Genomic DNA, 17463 nt, shown 5'->3' on the forward strand with positions numbered 1-17463 from the left:
TTCTCAGTGAGTGAGCCAGAGGGGATCGCGCTGCAATACCGGCAGGCTGGCGCGCGGGCGATCAAGGCTGGGCAGTGCGGCCAGCAGGCCTTGGGTATAGGGGTGACAGGCTTGATCCAGTTCATCGGCCTTGAGTGATTCCACGACGCGCCCGGCATACATCACCAGCACGCGGTCGCAGAAATGCCGCACCATGTTCAGGTCGTGGCTGATGAAGATCAGCCCCAGGTCCCGCTCGCTGACCAGTTCTTCGAGCACATTGAGCACCTGGCGGCGTACCGACACGTCCAGCGCCGAGGTCGGCTCGTCGGCGATGATGACCTGCGGATCGGTGATGACCATCATGGCGATCATGATCCGTTGCCCCATGCCGCCCGACACCTCGTGCGGGTACAGCTCGTAGACCCGGGCCGGTTCGCGGATATGGACCTTGGCGAGCATGTCCAGCGTGCGTTCGCGGGCTTCCTTGCGCGATACCCGGTGATGCGCCAGATAGGCTTCGGCGATCTGCTCGCCGACCTTGATCACTGGATTGAGCGAGTATTTCGGGTCCTGCATGATCATCGACATGCGTCGGCCACGAATGCCCTGGATCTGTTTTTCACTGCATTCGAGCAGATTGACGTCACCGAAGCGCAGCGTTTTGGCAGTGATCCGCGCGCTGGCTGGATGCAGGCGCAATAGACTGCGTCCGACCGTGGATTTACCCGAGCCGGACTCGCCGACGATTGCCAGCTTTTCGCGGCCCAGCGTGAACGATACGTCGCGAACCGCCGCCGTGGTCTTGCCGGCGTTGTGGAACTCGACCCGCAAATCTTCTACCGCAAGCTTTATCTGAGACATGGTTATCGTCCTTGTTATTGTCATTCGCTGCGTGGATCGAGTACGTCGCGCAGGCCGTCACCGAGCAGGTTGAACGCCAGGCTGACCAGCATGATGGTTGCGCCGGGCGCTGCCACCAGCCACCAGCTTTCCAGCATGTAGCGCCGACCGCTGGAGATCATCGCGCCCCATTCCGGCAGCGGCGCCTGAGCGCCCAGCCCGAGAAAGCCCAGCGCGGCAGCAGTGAGGATGATGCTGGCCATGTTCATGGTCAGGCGGATGATCACCGAGGACAGGCACATCGGAATGATGTGACGACCGATGACCCGCACCGACGAGGCGCCTTGCAGCTTCACTGCGACGACGAAATCGGCGTTGCGCAGCGACAGGGTTTCGGCCCGCGCCAGACGCGCGATGGGTGGCCAGGCGGTGAGGGCGATGGCAATCACCGCATGCTCGAGGCCCGGACCCAGTGCCGCGATGAAGGCCAGTGCCAGCACCAGGCTCGGGAACGAGATGAAGATGTCGGTGATGCGCATGAACAGGCTGTCGACCCAGCCACCAAAGTAGCCCGACACCGTGCCGATCAGCAGGCCGATGGGGCCGACGATCACGGTCACCAGCATCACGATGTAAAGTGTGATGCGCGAGCCGTACACCAGACGGCTGAACACATCACGGCCGTACTCGTCGGTGCCAAACCAGTTCTGCGCGCCAGGGCTGCGCAGCGCGGCCGACAGATCCTGTGCCAGCGGATCATGGGTCGCGATCCAGGGGGCGAACAGGGCGACGATCATCAGCGTGCTGATCACGATCAGTCCCGCCAGGGTCATCGGGTTGCGCAGCAGGAAGCGCATCAGCTTTGCGCTGCTATTGGCGAAGGCCGCAAGGCTTGACGTCGGGGCCTGAAACGTCGATTTGGCGCTGCTTGTCATGGAAGTCGTCATCAGCGGGTTCTCGGGTCGAAGACTTTGTAGAGGGCGTCACTGATCTGGTTCAGGACCACGAAGATCAGGCCGATCAACAACACGCAGGCCATCACTGCATTCATGTCGCCCAGCAACAGGCTGCTGGTCAGGTACTGGCCAAAGCCGGGCCAGGCGAAGACGGTTTCGATCAGCACCGCACCTTCCAGCAGACCGCCGTAGGCGAGGGCGACGATGGTCAGCAGTTGCACGCGAATGTTGCGGAATGCATGGCCCCAGACAATGCGGCGTTGCGACAGGCCTTTTACCCGGGCGGTGATGATGTATTCCTGCGACAGCTGTTCAAGCATGAAGCTGCGGGTCATACGGCTGATGTAGGCCACCGAGTTGAAGCTCAGGATCACCGCAGGCAGCAGGATGTGGCGCAGCGCGCTGCGAAACGCATCCCAGTCGCCGGACAGTGCAGTATCGATCAGCAGCAGACCGGTGCGGGTCTCGATCAGGCCGTCGTAGGCCAGGCCGATGCGTCCTACGCCGCCCGCCCAGCCGAGCCAGGCGTAGAACACCAGAAACGCCATCATGCCGAGCCAGAAGATCGGTGTTGAGTAACCGAACAGGGTGATGACCCGGGCGACATGATCACCGGCGCGGCCCTGATGCGTTGCGGCATAAACGCCCAGTGGCAGGCCGATCAGTACGCCGAACAGAATGGCCAGGGTCGCCAGTTCCAGCGTGGCCGGGAACACTCTGGCGATGTCTTCGATCACCGGGTGGCCGGTCAGCAGGGCCTTGCCCAGATCACCGTGCAACAGGTCCTTGATGTACATCACGAACTGGGTGGTCAGCGGTTTGTCCAGGCCCAGTTCCTGGTAGGCCTGAGCGTAGGCAGCCGCGTCCGCGTCCGGTCCGACGATGGCCAGTACCGGGTCCAGCGGCATGACCCGGCCGATAAAGAAAGTGAGCAACAGCAGGCCGAACAGGGTCGCCGCCACTGATCCGCTGCGACGGGTGCCGTTGGCGACCCGACTGCTCCAAAATGAAATCGATGCACTCGACATGGTGTATTCCTGCCTTGGCTTGAGCGGTTGAACGCGTGTGTTCAGCGTTGCTTGTAGACGTCACGCAGGCGCGTGGTGGCGGCGCTGTGCCCCAGGTATTCGCGCACGTCGGCGTGAATCACCACCTCGTCCGTCATCTGCGACACCGGCATGATCGGCCCGGCTTTCTGGTCGTAGAGGGCCTGGATACGCTGGTAATCGGCCAGTTGCTGCGCGGCGTCGCGCTCGCGCTCGGCCTGCTCGATCAATTGATTGATCTCGGCGTCGTAGAACGAGGTGCGCCAGCCCTGGAAGTTGCTCAGCCTGGCCTCCTCACGGTTGTCCGGGTTGTAGATCAGTGCGCGCAGACTGGAGTGGGGATGACGTTCGGCACCGCCGCCGCCGCGACCGACCAGGATATCGAAGCGCCGATCACGCATCGCGCCGTAGATCTGGTTGCCGGTGCCGGTAATGATATTGGCGTGAATGCCGGCCTGAGCGAGGGTCGACTGCAGGCTGGTGGCGATGTTGATGAAGGGCGAATCGGTGAGCGAGCGGATGGTGATCTTGAAACCATCCGGGTACCCGGCTTCAGCCAGCAGGCGTTTGGCTTTCGCGACATTCAGCGCGTAGCCCGGATCGTCGAGGCGGGCAGGCAGACCCAATTGCAGCGGGCGCTGGTTGATCACGCCATAGTGCGGCATGACCACGTTGTTGATGCCTTGATAGTCGATCAGCGAGCGAATGGCCTGACGCACGCGAATGTCCTTGAACACGGGCTGCTCCATGCTCAGGGCAACGTAATAGATCGTGCCGCGCGCAATGGTCTGTACCGTGACCTCGTCCGAGCGGGTCAGGGCCTTGATGTCGGTGGCAGCCATGCCGCGAGCGACGTCCAGATCTCCACGCTCGACCATCAGGCGCAGGGCCTGGGATTCGGTCATGTTGCGCATGATTACCCGGCGCATTTTGGCCGGACCGCGCCAGTACTGGTCGTATCGGCTCATCAGGATCACGTCGTTGGCGCGCCAGATGTCCAGCTTGAAGGCGCCGGAACCGGCGGTATTGGTGGTCAGCCAGCCTGCGCCCAGGTCATCGCCTTTGGCATGCTGAAGTGCGGTAACGCGGTCGATGATGAAGGCACTCGGCGAGGTCGCCAGGGTGTTGAGTACCAGCATCGGGTCGGTGGCTTTGGGCAAATCGAGCACGAAGGTGGACGGGCCTTCAGCGCGCATCAACTCACTGACATTGCTGGCGGTATAGCCATAGGCTTTCCAGGTCGAAGCCAGTGCCTTGTTCAGCGTCACCACACGTTGCAGCGACCAGGCGACATCCTGGGCGGTCAGCGCGTTGCCGGAATGAAACGTCACGCCGGCACGCAAGTGAAAGGTCAGGCGCATGCGGTCGTGACTGATTTCCCAGCGCTCGGCCAGTGCCGGGATCAACTGGTCCGGTCTGGCAGCGTCCTGCTCCAGCAGCATGTCGTAGACGTTGGAATTGACCTCGGCCACTTCCAGTCCGGTTGCACCGGCAGGATCGAGTGACAGCAGGTTGATCATGCTCATGCCGACCACCAGTTGGTCCACCGGTGTCTCGCCGCGCGCCAGAGCGGGCGGGGTGTGCATGAGTGTCGCCGTCATGGCGAAGCAAAGCAGCCAGGGCAGGCGCTTGGGCCAGAGCTTCATGGGTGCGGTCCTTTTTTATAGTTATTCAGACGCTTGTTTGTCGAAACGCTTTAGCGAGGGGCGCCTCGAGCACCCCTCGTTACGCCACCGGTCAGTAGCGTTGTACGGTATGGGTCTCGATGTAGCTGAAGTTGATGTCCTCACCCAGCCCGGGCTTCTCGCTAAGGTGTACGAAACCGTCCTTGTCCATTGGGTCGACCAGCGTATTGAGGTATGCCGGTACGTCATCGTAATCGAGAAAGGGGTGCAGCAGGCCGCGTTCGTACCAGCGACAGTTGCTGATCGCGCCGACCACTGCCAGGTTGGCGGCACCGTTGCCGTGGACCTCGCAATCCATGCCGAAAGATTCCGCCAGATGCGCGACTTTCAGGCAGGGTCCGATACCGCCCACACCGGCCACGCCTGCGCGCAGGATGTCGCAGGATTTGTTGGCCACCCAACTGGCACGACTGTGGTATTTGCCAGCGATGCTTTCTGGGCCAAGGACCGGAATGTCCAGGTTGGCCGCCAGCCAGGCATAGGATTCCGCGGAATCTTCCATCATCGGTTCTTCGAACCAGGCGAAGTCGAGCTTTTGCAGCTCGCGTCCGATGTACAGCGCGTCGGTGCGGCTATACCAGTGGTAGCCGTCGAGCATAAGAGCGATGTCCGGGCCGACTGCTTCACGTACGGCGGCGCAGGCCTGAACGTCCATGCGCGGATCGGGCGCGAAGGAGATCGGGGGCATCCAGGTGTGCAACTTGATGCCTTTATAGCCGCGCTGGACCAGTTTCTCGGCGAACTGGCCGTACTCGTCCGGGGTGGACAGGCCGCCTGCCAGGTCATCGCCGCACATGGTTGATCCGTACGCCAGCACCTTGTCGCGATAACCGCCCAGCAGCTGGTGCACGGGCTGTTTCAGTACGCGTCCCGCCAGATCCCACAGTGCCTGCTCCACCAGTGCCAGGGCGCGGTCGGTGAACTGGCTGGCGCTGCCACGTTGCCAGTGGGCCAGTTCCTGCCAGATCTTTTCCCGGTTCATCGGGTTCTGGCCGACCAGCACTTTCTTGACGAACGACTCGATGATGTGGGGGCGGATCAGCTCGGGCGGCCCGAAGGAGAAGCCTTCGCTGCCGTCGTCACAGGCGATACGCAGCATGGCCATCCTGACCGGTTTTTCTTCGCCGGGATGGGCGTGGCCTGCGCTGTCTACAGCGCGTCGCGAGGGAAAGGTAAAGACGTCGACACTGACCGATGTGATGTTCATGAGAGCCTTCAGAGTTATTGTAGTTATTTGAAAATTTATAGTATGTCGTCATACAACTTTGAGCCGAGTATTTGTGCTTTTGTAGGACGATGTCAAGGGTCGTATGATGACTTTATACGTTATAAACGCTGTTTATAGGCCGTGATACTGGCGGTGGTGCGTACGAGGCTTGGCTGCAGGGTGATATGACGGCCGAGAAGTCGTCATACCTATTTTGTGGGGGATTGATTGTTCATAGGTCTTTGGGACGTCTCACCACGTCTCCGACATAGCGCTGTCCGCTCCCACAAAATCGCGTTTCTTCAGCCGGCGCGAGAACAGTCTGGCAACAGCGGGTTGATGGCTGATGCCGATGAGCAGTGTGCCCAGCAGATGACTGCCATCAGCGTGATGAATCACCAGGTTCTCAACGCGCAGCACCGTACCCTGTTCAGGTTTGACGACCCGACCGCGTGTCGCCTCGATGGCCTGCTGGAACTGGCCAAGCCGCTCGACCGTCGCGCTCCATGCCGCCAGACGCGGGTACACGTCGATGAACCAGCCCAGCGAGCCCTGCACCAGCTGAAAGGCGTTGCGGATCTGCATCAGACCGCCCAGCGTAATGGTCTTGGCGAGAAAGGCGGTGAGTGCGGCGAATACCGGAATGATCCGGCTGACCCGGTCATAGCTGACGGTGAAGAACTGCAGCTTGCGCATGCGGTTCATCAGTTGCCACCAGTTGCCCGCGATGTGTTCGACGCGTTCGCCCAGTTGCCGTTGCTCGACCGCCTCACCGCGATACAGCGCGATCTGTTCGGCATGGTCACACTTGCGCAGCAGGCTGGCGCGAAAGTCCGCTTCGTAGCGCTGCTGCTGGTAATTCAGCGGTTGCAACGGGCGCCCGATGAAGTGCGTGAAGGCGGTGCCGAGCAGGGTCTAGGCGACGGCAATCCACAGCAGGTAGCCGTGAATCGTAATGCCCTGACCGAGCACCTGAACAGTCAGCACGCCGGACAGGTTCCACAGGACCACGGCAAACGCGCCGACCTGCGCGGGAGTGTTCGGTGTCATCCCGTGTCCCTATGCGGGCCTTGGTCCGCAAACTTTGAATGAGAATTTATCTCAATGTATGTGCGAGTCAAAGGATGGAGCAGCGACAGGGATTTTCAGAAAAAACGTTAAATAGTTTTCATCCAGCGCGGCGCAGGCATTCCACGTTGAACCCCGGTTGTCCATGCAGGCCTTATGGCATGTGGCCTGCAGGCCAAGCGTCTGCGTCAGGGCATTGCCAGTCACTCGCATCCTGCAACGTCTTTTTCACATCTTCTTCACCGCCTCCGCACGAAGCCGACCCTATCTTGGCCGCAGCTGAAATCACGCAGATATCCAGTACAGGAGCGGCCACGTGGCGCGCAGTTCAACCAGCAGAGACGGGTCCGTCACCAGACCCTGGTTCTTCAGATCGACGGCCGGGAAACCGTTGTTGAGCAATCGACAGATCGCTCTGATGCTCGTCGTCGTGGCCACCGCAGCAGTCGGTGGCTGGGGCGTCAGCGCTTTCAAGGCAACCCACGTCGTCAATCTGGGGGGCAGCGGCATGTTGAAGAAGTCGGACCTTTATGCACGCTGGAAGCAGGGCGATGTGGTGGTCATGATTCGGCATGCGGAACGTTGTGATCGGTCCAGCAATCCCTGCATGGCCGACCCGCAGGGCATCACGCTCAAGGGCAGCGAGGCAGCGCTCGCAGTAGGTGCGGGCCTCAAACGGCTTGGTTTGGTCAATGCCCGAATGATCACCAGCCCGAGAATGCGCACCCAGCAGACCGCCGACCTGATCTCCGGGCATGTTGTCGCCAACGAGGCGTGGCCCAACGAGTGCAACGGTAATTTCAAGAATGCCGTGCAGGCGCACAAGGTCAAGGGCGAAAACATGATCCTGGTCACCCACAGCGGCTGCATCGATCAGTTCGAGCGCAAGCTGGGGGTGCCCTTCAATGAACGCTCGAGCGCCTACGCCGAAGCGGTGTTCGTTCAAGTGGACGGCACGCACACTCCGAAAATCCTTGGATCCCTGAATGCCAGGCAATGGGCAGATATCGACAGCGAGCAACTGAATTGAAGACACCGTCCAGCGCCCGTTACACCTTCTACCGCAACAATCTGGTGTTTCCTTTACTGTTCGGTCTGGTGGTGTTCGCCACCTTCGACCTGACCCGCCTGGACATCATGCTCAGCAACCTGCTCTACGATCCGGTAGCCGGCCATTTCCCCCTCGGGGAAAGTCATCTGTTCGAAAAGATTACCCATAACTGGGCACGGATCATTCCGAACTGGACGGGTGAGCTGGCGATCATGGGTACTTTGCTGTCGTTCGTCTGGCCCGCGCTGCAGTACCGTCCACATTCGCGTTTGACGCGCTGGGTCGGCCGCAGCCGCGGCGCAACTGCGTTGCAATTTTTCAGTCGGCATCGGCTGGACTTCCTGTTCGTGGTCGTCGCGTTCGCGTTGAGTACCGGGATGATCCATTTCCTCAAGAGCCACACCAGTATCTATTGTCCGGTCGAAACCACGCTGTATGGCGGGGTGCAGGCTCAGGTGGAATGGTTCCGCAATTTCAATCTGTGGCATGAGGCAGGGGCAGGGCGTTGCTGGCCGGGTGGTCATGCATCAAGCGGGTTCAGCCTGTTGGCCCTGTACTTCGTCGCCCGTCGCTATCGCTGGCAGCATTCGAAGCGCCTGCTGGTCGCGATCCTGCTGCTGGGCACGATCTATGGCACCACCCGGGTGCTGCAGGGCTGGCATTTCATGTCGCACACCTTCTGGGCCGGGCTCGTGGTGTGGTTGAGCACGCTGCTGGTTGCGCTGTGTTTCTATGGCCGCTCGCGGTTGCAGCAGCCCTTGTCGTACGCACCTGTTCGCCAGCCTGCCATGGCAGGTTCCGGATGGGTCAGGTAGGGACAGGAACGCTGCCATGAACATTCTGGTCATTGAGGATCACCGTGATATTCACGACAATCTGCTGGAGTTTTTCGAACTGAGAGGACACGCAGTCGAAGGCGCGCTGGACGGTCTGAGCGGGCTGCATCTGGCAGCGTCGAAGCATTTCGACGCGATCATTCTCGATATCATGCTGCCCGGCATCGACGGCAACCAGATATGTCGCAGCTTGCGTCAATACTCGCAGTCGGAAGTCGCCATCGTCATGCTCAGCGCACGCGATGAGCTGGAAGACCGCCTTATCGGCTTCAAGGTCGGGGCGGATGACTACATCACCAAACCCTTTGCAATGTCCGAGGTGCTGGCCAGGGTCGAGGCTGTCGTCGGGCGCAGGCAGCGCAAGGACAACCGTCAGATGGTGGTGGCTGATCTGGTGTTCGATCTCGATACGCTGGAAGTCTCGCGGGGCGGCCTGCCTCTTAAACTCAACCCGACCAACATGAAGCTGTTGGAATTGTTGATGCGCAAAAGCCCGCACATCGTCAAACGGGCCGAGCTGGAGGCGGTGCTGTGGGGCCGCGATGCACCGAAGAGTGACAGCCTGCGCAGCAACATCCACACGCTCAGACGGGTACTGGACAAAGAGTTCGACACATCGCTGCTGCACACCGCCCATGGGCTGGGCTACAAACTCTGCGAGCAACGGGTTCTTGGCGATCTGCCAGGCAGACGCCCGCTCAGTCGAAACTGAACAGGCGCTGGATCAGTGTGGGTGTGCTGCCGGTCCAGCGCTTGAACGCACGCCGAAAATTCGCCGGGTCATTGAAGTTCAGGTACTCGGCCACTGCCTCGTTGCTCATGCCCTTGATCTGATACAGGTACAGCGCGACATGCTTGCGCGCCAGGTCGTGCCGGGCCTGAAAGCAAGTGCCGTGCTTGTGCAGCTTGCGCTTGAGGGTGGCCGGACTCATGGCAAAGGTCTGCGCGACCTGTTCCAGGCTGGTGGCGTCGCGCACCGTGTCGGTCAGGTGTTGGTGCAGTCGGTCCAGCAGACTGGCACACATGCCCAGCGCGGCGAGCTGTGTCGCGGCTTCCCGTTGGGCGACCTGCGCTGCGATGGGCGAAGCGCCAGGCCACGGTCGCGTCAGGTAGTGCCGGGGCAGACGCATCATGTCCAGCGGTCGTTCGAACACCGTGTGTTCGCCCAGATGCACCCAGTACTGCTCGACATAACGCGGCTCCGGATGACTGAAACTGCATTCCCACGGCAGACGTTCGCCACTCAACTGCTGACTCATGGCGACCATCGATGTCATGGCCGCTTCCAGCAGAAACACCTGCTGTTCTCCTGCGCCGCAGTTATCGAGCCAGTACACGTAGGCGAAATGCTCGTCCAGCGCCAGTCGAGGGGTCAGCAGCGGGCTGAGCAGGGCGCGCTGATGAATCACGATCTCCAGTGCCTGATGCAGGTTCTGGGCATGGCGCAAGGCGTGGCTCGCGGCGCCGTAGTGGCCGGGAAACAGCCGCTGGCCGAACAGGAAACTGGTGTCGTCAGCCTCCATTTGCCGTTGCGCGTTGCCGATCAGGACAAAGCATTGTTGCGGGCTCAAGCGTGTATTGCCTGCCAGAATGTCCTCGTAAAACAGACCGGTGCCCCTGAGCAGGCGATGACTGTCCAGCCCGCGCGACAGCGCCAGATCGATCAGTGTGGCAGGCTGATAGTGGCCCGGGATGAAGCGGCTGTCGGCTTCGTACCAATCGCTTTTGATAGTCAAGGCAGGCCTCAGGCTGTGCGCGGCATTGGACGTCTGGCTCGGGCCAGCGACAGGTTCAGGCGCCGCAGCAGGTTGTCCGGCGTTTCATTGATGGCCATGACCACCGCGACACTGGCCGACAGATGAAGCCGTTCGCCCTGTTGCCGCGTCTTGTGCGCCAGGCTGGCGACTGCCTGTTGCAGCTCCAGGGCCAGCAGTTTTGCCTGGCTCTCGCCGGTATTGGGCAGCAGCACCACGAAGCGGTCGCCCGCCAGGCGACACAGCAGATCCTGACGCCGCAGATTCAGTACCAGTAGATGGCTGAGTGCCGACAGCACCTCGTCGCCCTCGGCATGGCCGTAGGCATTATTTATTGCGCTGAAGCTGTCGATGTCCACGGCCATCAGCGACAAGGGCTGCTGTTCGGTCACGCTCTGCTCAAGGCTCAACACCAATTGGCGCTTCAAGTAATCCGCGCTGCCCAGCGGCGTGAGCTTGTCGTACAGCCGATGCTCACGGAAGCCGCGTTCACGTTTTTCCATCTGCGCGCTGATCGCCAGTTGTTCCCGATGCCAGTGGTAGATACCGATGGTCAGCAGGATCAGGCCCACCGGCATCGGCCCGGACTCCAGCCAGTGATCCCACTCGATCTCGCTGGGCAGGCGGATGAATTCATCCAGTGCGTCGATCCACCACGAGAAAAACACGCAGCTCAGACCGATCGACAGGTAGTTGGTGACCCGTCCTGCCGGGCGGCTCTTGAACACCAGAAACAGCCAGACCAGCGACAGCAGCGCCGAACCGCCTTCTCCGATGATGTCCAGCCACTTCCATTCGCTGAAATACTTGATGTCGCCGAAGGCCAGGAATGCCAGCAGGCCGAGATTGGAGGCAATCAGCAGGACAGCGAGCTTCCAGCGGTGGGGTTGGATAATCCTGAACATGGCCAATGGCGCTCCTGAAGTGCTGATAGTCGGCCAGCAAAACAGAAGCGCATGACACTTGCGTGACGCGTGACACACGTCGGTCAGGGTCGAATCAGCTCACGCCTGTTGCCATCTTTCGTGGCCAAAGCCTGCATGCCACCACCCCGGAATGCCGCACTTTCAAGGCCTGATGGCCTTCTCATGATCCTCGGAAATGAAGCGCCCGGCGTTGGCCGGACTCCACAGCGAAGTCATATCAGCTCATTTCCTGATGAATCACCCCTCAAAAGCGGTCTTTCGAGCGGCACTGCGCCGTACCTGTCACAGAACCGTCATTGCACGGCTCTAGCTTGCGCCTCCAGTTGCCGGGCCAATTTGCCTGGCCCGTCGGGAATTCTGGGGAGGACTCACATGTACATGCGCCGCAGCAGGGCTCAACTGGTTGGCTTTACCTTCAGCGGGCTGGCACTGGCGATTGCCGGTGAGCGGTTGCAGGCCGCCGAAGCGGACGCCACTGAGCATGTTCAGGTGGTGGGGCAGGCGGCAAGCATCGACAACGCGCTCAAGGAACAGCGCAGTTCCGACAGCATCAAGAGCGTGGTGCATGCCGACGGCGTGGCGCAGTTGCCTGATCAGAACGTTGCCGAAGCGGTGCAGCGTCTGCCCGGCATCAGCGTCGAGCGCGATCAGGGCGAAGGACGGTTTGTGACCGTGCGCGGCCTGGCGCCGGACCTCAACAGCGTGACCATCAACGGCACGCTGGTGCCCGCCCCGGAAAGCGGTCGCCGCGCCGTGGCGCTGGACGTGCTGCCGGCCGAGCTGGTGCAGTCGCTGTCGGTGATCAAGACCCTGACACCCGACATGGACGCCAACTCGCTGGGCGGCACCGTGGATGTCGAAAGCCTGTCGGCATTCGATCACAAGGGGCTGTTCTACACCGGCAGCAGCGAAGCCAGTTATGACAAGAACACCCGCCAGACCAGCCCCAAGTTTTCCGGCGCAGCGAGTAACCGGTTCAGCCTCGGTGACGGCATCGACAATTTTGGCGTGGCGGCCGCGCTGAGCTGGCAGAAGCGCGATTTCGGCTCCGACAACGTCGAGACCGGCGGTGCGTGGGACGGTGCGCGTTTGCAGAAGTTCGAGCAGCGCGATTACGACATCAGTCGCGAGCGTGCCGGTGGCGGCCTGAACTTCGATTACAAGCCCGACGAGGTGAGCAAGTATTACCTGCGCACGCTGTACAGCCGCTTCAAGGACGATGAAGTCCGCACCACCAATGGTTTCGAATTCTCCGATGCACAGGCCGCAGGCCAGACCGGCGACGCCGAAGGCACGCGCAAGTTGAAGGCGCGTACCGAAACCCAGGAAATTCAATCCTATGTGTTCGGTGGTGAACGCATGCTCGGGCTCTGGACGCTCAGCGGTCAGGCCGGTTACAGCGAGTCCAGTGAGGACAGTCCGGGCCATATCGCCGGGGCGACCTTTAAGGGCAGCGACGACTTTTCGGACAGCGGTTTCTATGACCGCGACAAGCCACGGCCCATTGTCAGCTCAGCCTTCTACGACAATTCCAACTTCACCCTGGACAAGGTCGATTGGGAAAGGCAGTACACCAAGGACACGGAAAAGAACCTGCGTCTGGACCTGGCCCGCGACTATGATTTCAGTGGCTACGCCTCGCAATTCAAGTTCGGTGGCAAAGTCAGTCGCCGCGACAAGACCAATGACCTGGAAGTCTGGAAATATCAGGACTTCGACGATCAGGGCATCAGTGACAACCAACTGAACCTGACGCAATTTCAGAAGGGCAACATCGACTACCGGCTGGGCAACTTCGGCAGCGGTATCAGCCCCGGTGCAGTCAAGGGGCTGATTGGCGGCCTCGATGCAGCCACCGCATACGACCCGGCTGAATCCCGCGCCAACGACTTCGACATCAGCGAAGACATCAACGCCGGTTATTTCATGAATACGCTGGATGTCGACAAGTGGCGCTTCATCGCCGGGCTGCGCTATGAAGGCACCGAGATGAACGCCAAAGGCACCGGCGTGCGCGACGGGCAGTTCGAAACCAGCGACACCGAACGCCGTTATCACCACTGGTTGCCCGGCCTGCATGCCCGTTATCAGGTGGACAAGAACACGCAGGTGCGCGCAGCGTGGACCAAGACCGTGGTGCGCCCCACCTTCGGTCAGTTGGCGCCGGGTTTCGTGATCGATGACGACGAGGCGTCGTTTGGCAATCCGCAACTCAAGCCGCTGGAATCCAGCAACCTGGACCTGGGTATCGAGCACTTCATGGGCCGTGCCGGTACGGTCTCGGCGTTCGTGTTCTACAAGGACATTCAGAACTTTGTCTACAACACTGACCTGGCGGGTACGGGCCAGTGGGCGAATTTCTCCGAAGCCAACACCTTTGCCAATGGCGACAAGGCCAAGCTGTACGGGCTGGAGCTGGCGTACTCACAGAAGCTCGACTGGTTGCCTGCGCCCTGGAATGGGTTGCTGCTGGGCGCAAACGCCACCCTGAGCCGCTCCGATGCCAGCATCAACGGTTTCGACCAGAGTTCCGGCACCAACCGCAAGCGCGATATCGATTTGCCGAGCCAGTCGAAAACCGTTGGTAACGTCATGCTCGGCTGGGAGGACGACAAGCTCAGTCTGCGTCTGTCGGCCAACTACAAATCGTCCTACCTCTACGAACTCGCCGCGATTGGCGACAAGGACCACGACCAGTACGTCGATGCGCAAACCTTCGTCGATTTCAGCGCCCGCTATTCGCTGACCAAGAACCTCAAGGTCAGCTTCGAGGCGCAGAACCTCACCGACCAGCCGTACTTCGTATACAGCGGCCATCGCGCCTACAACGGCCAGTACGAAGAGTACGGCCCGACTTACAAGGTCGGTCTGACCTTTACCCACTTCTGATCAATGCGATCGCGCCGTTGTGGCGGAGCGGTCGCGCGGACTCATTCAAGGATTCGACCGTTGATGATGATTTCGGTATTACCCAAGACCCTGTGCCTTGCGTTGCTCTCGGGTCTGATGGCTTCGACTGCGCAGGCCTCGCCACCTCTGAACCTGACGCGCTGGGCCGAAAACCAGCCATTCAAGGCGCAGTCACTGGCCTTTGTGCCAGGCAGCGACGGTACGCAGCGTCTGGCAGCGAGTGTAAAGAGCGGTCTGTTGGTGCTTGATGCGCAGGGAAAGCAACTCGCGCAATTGCCAGGCGCCTTTCAAGGACTGGACAGCCGCGCCTTGGGTTCACAGGTATTGGTCGCGACGCTGGACAATGCCCGGCAACAGGCGATGCTGACCCGGCTCGATGCTGACCGGCACAGCTGGTCAAAGCCGGTGTATGTACCGGCCCGCGACTATTCGGTCGCCGGTCTGTGTCTGTACCGCGACGAGGCCAGCAACCTGTTCGTGTTTCTGGTCGGCGAGGAGGGCAAGGGCGAACAGTGGCTGGTAGGGACGGGCGATCAGCTCAATGACACGCCGCGTCTGGTGCGCCATTTGCCGCTGCCGCCCAATGCCGAGTTCTGTCAGGTCGACGACGCGGCGCATCAGTTGTACGTCAACGAGCAGAACATTGGTTGGTGGGCCTATCCAGCGCATCCCGAGGCCCACGTTGCGCGCCAGCCGGTGGCGTTGCGGGAGCCGTTCGGCGATGTGAAACAGGCCGCAGGTGCCATGGCGATCGTGCCCGGCGGCCTGCTGGCGCTGGACCCCAGGGGCAAGGCGCTGCACCTCTACCAGCAGCAGGCGCAGGGCTGGACGTCGGCTGGCGAACTGTCGCTGATGACCCTGAAAAAGCCCGAAGGGCTGTCGGTGAATCAGGGCAAGGACGGCCTGCAGTTGTTGGTCAATGACAACGACGGCGAGCGGCTGTATCAGGGCGCGCTGGGTTGGACGCCGACACCGGTTCCCGTCCAGGCAGCCTTGCCCGGCGTGTTGCCGCTCGCGCAGACCCAGCCGGTCGCACGCCAGGGCGATGCCGCCGATGACCCGGCGATCTGGGTTCATCCACAGAAACCGGCATTGAGTCGCGTGCTGGGTACCAACAAGAAACAGGGCCTGCTGGTGTATGACCTCACAGGCAAACAGTTGCAGTCATTGCCGGTGGGGCGCCTGAACAACGTCGATGTGCGCTCCGGCTTCATGCTTGGCCAGCGCAATGTTGATCTGGCGGTGGCGAGCAATCGTGATCGCAACAGCCTGAGTCTGTTCAGCATTGACCGAACCACCGGCGAACTGCGTGAAGCGGGCGAGATCCCGACACCACTGACGGAAATCTACGGTGTCTGCCTGTTCAAGCCTGCCAATGGCGAGCTGTACGCCTTCGCCAACGGCAAGGACGGCAGCTTTCTGCAGTACCGCCTGAGTGCGCCGAACGGCAAGGCGCAGGGGGAGCTGGTGCGTCGTTTCAAGGTCGAGACCCAGCCGGAAGGCTGCGTGGCCGACGACCAGCGTCAACGCCTGTTTCTCGGTGAGGAAGACGTGGGCGTCTGGGAAGTGGACGCCCGCGCCGATCAGCCGGCGGCCCTGTCCAGCGTGATCAAAGTGGGTGACGTGCTGCACGCCGATGTCGAGGGGCTGGCGTTCTACCAGAGCGAACAGCACGACTATCTGGTGATGTCCAGCCAGGGCAACGACAGCTACGTGGTGGTCGATGCCGAGCCGCCGTATGCCCTGCGCGGCGCGTTTCGGGTCGGGCTCAATGCACAGGCCGGGATCGATGGCAGCTCTGAAACCGACGGCATCGAAGTGACATCCGCCAACCTGGGCGGTGCCTGGAACCGCGGCATGCTGGTGGTACAGGACGGTCGCAAGCGCATGCCCGAGCAGGCGCAGAACTTCAAATTCGTCCCGTGGGCCGATGTGGTGAAAACCCTGTCGCTGCCGTAAGTCGTTTGTCATCGAACGGTGATAGACAGTCGATTCATCCCGCGTGCCGACCGCAACCGGACGGCACTGCAAGACGAGGAAAGACCGATGCACGCAACCCTGGAACACATGACCCTGTGGAGCCTGATCAGCGACGCCAGCCTGCTGGTCAAGGCGGTGATGCTGACCCTGCTGCTGGCTTCGCTGCTCAGCTGGTACCTGATCGTTCAGCGCAGCCTTGCGTTGCGCCATTACGAGCGCACGCTGGGCCGCTTTCAAGCACGTTTTCGCAGTGAGGCCGATCTGGCTCCGCTGTATGCCGAGCAGGATCAGGACGATGGCGTCGGCCAGGTGTTTCGCGCCGGGTACGCCGAGTACGTTCAGCTCAAACAGCGTCCCGGTGCCGAACCGGAAGCCATTTTGTCGGGCGTCGAGCGTTCCTTGCAGGTGGCGATCAGCGAACAGGAATTGCAGCTGGAAAAAGGCCTGCAATTTCTCGCCACGGTCGGCTCGGTCAGCCCTTACATCGGCCTGTTCGGCACGGTCTGGGGGATCATGAATGCCTTCATCGGCCTTTCGCAGGTGCAGCAGGCCACGCTGTCCACCGTCGCTCCTGGCATCGCCGAAGCCTTGATCGCGACCGCCATCGGCCTGTTCGCAGCAATTCCTGCAGTCATCGCCTACAACCGCTTTGCCGCGCGAGGCCATACGCTGGCAGCCCGTTACTACAGTTTCGGCAACGAATTGCAGGTGCGCCTGAACCGCATTCTGCAGGCCACGCCACGCAACATGGCCGCTGCGGCCTGAGGACTTGCCATGCTGGTCAAACCGCAACGCAAACACGGCCCTAAAGCCGAAATGAACGTGGTGCCCTATATCGACGTGATGCTGGTGCTGCTGGTGATCTTCATGGTCACCGCGCCGATGCTGACGCAGGGTGTGAAGATCGAGCTGCCCAGAGTTGCGAGCGAAGCACTCGCCAGCGATACCAAACAACGCATCGTGACCCTGTCGGTCAAGGCAGAGGGGGGGTACTACTGGAATCTGGGCGACACCGTCGACACCCATGCGCAGACCGACACTGCCGCCAGCCTTGAAGATATGCAGGGACGTATCGCACAACTGGTGACCGAGCGACCGGACACTCAAGTGTTCATTCGCGCTGATGACAAGGCCGATTACGGGCGTGTGGTCGCGGCCATGGCGGCCTTGCAACACAGTGGCGTCACGCAGTTGGGGCTGGTCACAGAGGCGCCGCAATGAC

General features: G+C 61.1%; 16 protein-coding genes. 7 read left to right on the forward strand and 9 right to left on the reverse strand.

The window, feature by feature from the left end; genetic code table 11:
• Nucleotides 1–3: 3 nt before the first annotated feature.
• The 7 genes from KDX39_RS01140 to KDX39_RS26330 all read right to left on the reverse strand — a co-directional run bounded on the left by KDX39_RS01140 (nucleotide 4) and on the right by KDX39_RS26330 (nucleotide 6766).
• Entirely contained in the window at nucleotides 4–843 is an 840-nt protein-coding gene (locus tag KDX39_RS01140; protein ID WP_004881922.1) for an ABC transporter ATP-binding protein, read from the reverse strand.
• A gap of 20 nt (nucleotides 844–863) precedes the next feature.
• On the reverse strand, nucleotides 864–1769 hold the full coding sequence (locus tag KDX39_RS01145) for an ABC transporter permease (RefSeq protein ID WP_025993532.1): 906 nt from the start codon (nucleotides 1767–1769) through the stop codon (nucleotides 864–866).
• On the reverse strand, nucleotides 1769–2806 hold the full coding sequence (locus tag KDX39_RS01150) for an ABC transporter permease (protein ID WP_231658911.1): 1038 nt from the start codon (nucleotides 2804–2806) through the stop codon (nucleotides 1769–1771). Before KDX39_RS01150 ends, KDX39_RS01145 begins: the two co-directional genes overlap by 1 nt.
• Nucleotides 2807–2847: 41 nt before the next feature.
• A complete protein-coding gene (locus KDX39_RS01155) occupies nucleotides 2848–4470 on the reverse strand; it encodes an ABC transporter substrate-binding protein (protein WP_231658912.1) in 1623 nt (540 codons plus the stop codon).
• Between the two features lie 91 nt (nucleotides 4471–4561).
• Nucleotides 4562–5716: a mandelate racemase family protein gene (locus tag KDX39_RS01160; protein WP_210043387.1), complete on the reverse strand. Its 1155-nt coding sequence runs from the start codon at nucleotides 5714–5716 to the stop codon at nucleotides 4562–4564.
• Between the two features lie 252 nt (nucleotides 5717–5968).
• The gene (locus KDX39_RS01165; RefSeq protein WP_269439792.1) at nucleotides 5969–6628 is read right to left on the reverse strand and encodes an SbmA/BacA-like family transporter; all 660 of its coding nucleotides are present in this window, start codon (nucleotides 6626–6628) and stop codon (nucleotides 5969–5971) included.
• 3 nt (nucleotides 6629–6631) lie between these two features.
• A complete protein-coding gene (locus KDX39_RS26330) occupies nucleotides 6632–6766 on the reverse strand; it encodes a hypothetical protein (RefSeq protein ID WP_257108365.1) in 135 nt (44 codons plus the stop codon).
• A 436-nt stretch (nucleotides 6767–7202) separates the two neighbouring features.
• On the opposite strand from KDX39_RS26330, the gene KDX39_RS01170 reads away from it, so the two are divergent.
• From KDX39_RS01170 to KDX39_RS01180, 3 genes are read left to right on the forward strand one after another with little or no spacing between them, the layout of a single operon-like run.
• On the forward strand, nucleotides 7203–7814 hold the full coding sequence (locus KDX39_RS01170; RefSeq protein WP_231659345.1) for a histidine phosphatase family protein: 612 nt from the start codon (nucleotides 7203–7205) through the stop codon (nucleotides 7812–7814).
• On the forward strand, nucleotides 7781–8650 hold the full coding sequence (locus KDX39_RS01175) for a phosphatase PAP2 family protein (protein ID WP_231658914.1): 870 nt from the start codon (nucleotides 7781–7783) through the stop codon (nucleotides 8648–8650). Before KDX39_RS01170 ends, KDX39_RS01175 begins: the two co-directional genes overlap by 34 nt.
• A 16-nt stretch (nucleotides 8651–8666) precedes the next feature.
• Nucleotides 8667–9383, forward strand: a complete 717-nt coding sequence (locus tag KDX39_RS01180) for a response regulator transcription factor (protein ID WP_231658915.1) — start codon at nucleotides 8667–8669, stop codon at nucleotides 9381–9383.
• Here the strand turns inward: KDX39_RS01180 and KDX39_RS01185 are convergent.
• Both KDX39_RS01185 and KDX39_RS01190 read right to left on the reverse strand, forming a co-directional pair.
• Nucleotides 9370–10407: an AraC family transcriptional regulator gene (locus KDX39_RS01185; protein WP_231658916.1), complete on the reverse strand. Its 1038-nt coding sequence runs from the start codon at nucleotides 10405–10407 to the stop codon at nucleotides 9370–9372. The genes KDX39_RS01180 and KDX39_RS01185 overlap by 14 nt on opposite strands.
• Nucleotides 10408–10415: 8 nt before the next feature.
• Nucleotides 10416–11330: a GGDEF domain-containing protein gene (locus KDX39_RS01190; RefSeq protein WP_099226621.1), complete on the reverse strand. Its 915-nt coding sequence runs from the start codon at nucleotides 11328–11330 to the stop codon at nucleotides 10416–10418.
• 393 nt (nucleotides 11331–11723) lie between these two features.
• Here KDX39_RS01190 and KDX39_RS01195 point away from each other — a divergent pair, with 393 nt between their 5' ends.
• From KDX39_RS01195 to tolR, 4 genes are all read left to right on the forward strand, one after another.
• On the forward strand, nucleotides 11724–14240 hold the full coding sequence (locus KDX39_RS01195; protein ID WP_231658917.1) for a TonB-dependent receptor: 2517 nt from the start codon (nucleotides 11724–11726) through the stop codon (nucleotides 14238–14240).
• A 63-nt stretch (nucleotides 14241–14303) separates the two neighbouring features.
• On the forward strand, nucleotides 14304–16220 hold the full coding sequence (locus KDX39_RS01200) for a phytase (RefSeq protein WP_231658918.1): 1917 nt from the start codon (nucleotides 14304–14306) through the stop codon (nucleotides 16218–16220).
• An 87-nt stretch (nucleotides 16221–16307) separates the two neighbouring features.
• The gene (gene tolQ, locus KDX39_RS01205; protein WP_231658919.1) at nucleotides 16308–17006 is read left to right on the forward strand and encodes a protein TolQ; all 699 of its coding nucleotides are present in this window, start codon (nucleotides 16308–16310) and stop codon (nucleotides 17004–17006) included.
• A gap of 9 nt (nucleotides 17007–17015) precedes the next feature.
• A complete protein-coding gene (tolR, locus tag KDX39_RS01210; protein WP_099226625.1) occupies nucleotides 17016–17462 on the forward strand; it encodes a protein TolR in 447 nt (148 codons plus the stop codon).
• The last annotated feature ends 1 nt before the right edge of the window (nucleotide 17463 follow it).

The sequence above is a fragment of the Pseudomonas sp. CDFA 610 genome, assembly GCF_021147865.1.
Taxonomy (GTDB): domain Bacteria; phylum Pseudomonadota; class Gammaproteobacteria; order Pseudomonadales; family Pseudomonadaceae; genus Aquipseudomonas; species Aquipseudomonas alliivorans.

Bases quoted from the DNA above. Each gene is read 5' to 3' on its own strand.
- KDX39_RS01155 (WP_231658912.1), bottom strand. From the start codon at position 4,470: ATGAAGCTCTGGCCCAAGCGCCTGCCCTGGCTGCTTTGCTTCGCCATG.
- KDX39_RS01170 (WP_231659345.1), top strand. From the start codon at position 7,203: ATGCTCGTCGTCGTGGCCACCGCAGCAGTCGGTGGCTGGGGCGTCAGC.
- KDX39_RS01180 (WP_231658915.1), top strand. From the start codon at position 8,667: ATGAACATTCTGGTCATTGAGGATCACCGTGATATTCACGACAATCTG.
- KDX39_RS01140 (WP_004881922.1), bottom strand. From the start codon at position 843: ATGTCTCAGATAAAGCTTGCGGTAGAAGATTTGCGGGTCGAGTTCCAC.
- KDX39_RS01150 (WP_231658911.1), bottom strand. From the start codon at position 2,806: ATGTCGAGTGCATCGATTTCATTTTGGAGCAGTCGGGTCGCCAACGGC.
- KDX39_RS01190 (WP_099226621.1), bottom strand. From the start codon at position 11,330: ATGTTCAGGATTATCCAACCCCACCGCTGGAAGCTCGCTGTCCTGCTG.
- KDX39_RS01175 (WP_231658914.1), top strand. From the start codon at position 7,781: ATGGGCAGATATCGACAGCGAGCAACTGAATTGAAGACACCGTCCAGC.
- tolR (WP_099226625.1), top strand. From the start codon at position 17,016: ATGCTGGTCAAACCGCAACGCAAACACGGCCCTAAAGCCGAAATGAAC.
- KDX39_RS01160 (WP_210043387.1), bottom strand. From the start codon at position 5,716: ATGAACATCACATCGGTCAGTGTCGACGTCTTTACCTTTCCCTCGCGA.
- KDX39_RS01145 (WP_025993532.1), bottom strand. From the start codon at position 1,769: ATGACGACTTCCATGACAAGCAGCGCCAAATCGACGTTTCAGGCCCCG.
- KDX39_RS26330 (WP_257108365.1), bottom strand. From the start codon at position 6,766: ATGACACCGAACACTCCCGCGCAGGTCGGCGCGTTTGCCGTGGTCCTG.
- KDX39_RS01195 (WP_231658917.1), top strand. From the start codon at position 11,724: ATGTACATGCGCCGCAGCAGGGCTCAACTGGTTGGCTTTACCTTCAGC.
- KDX39_RS01200 (WP_231658918.1), top strand. From the start codon at position 14,304: ATGATGATTTCGGTATTACCCAAGACCCTGTGCCTTGCGTTGCTCTCG.
- tolQ (WP_231658919.1), top strand. From the start codon at position 16,308: ATGCACGCAACCCTGGAACACATGACCCTGTGGAGCCTGATCAGCGAC.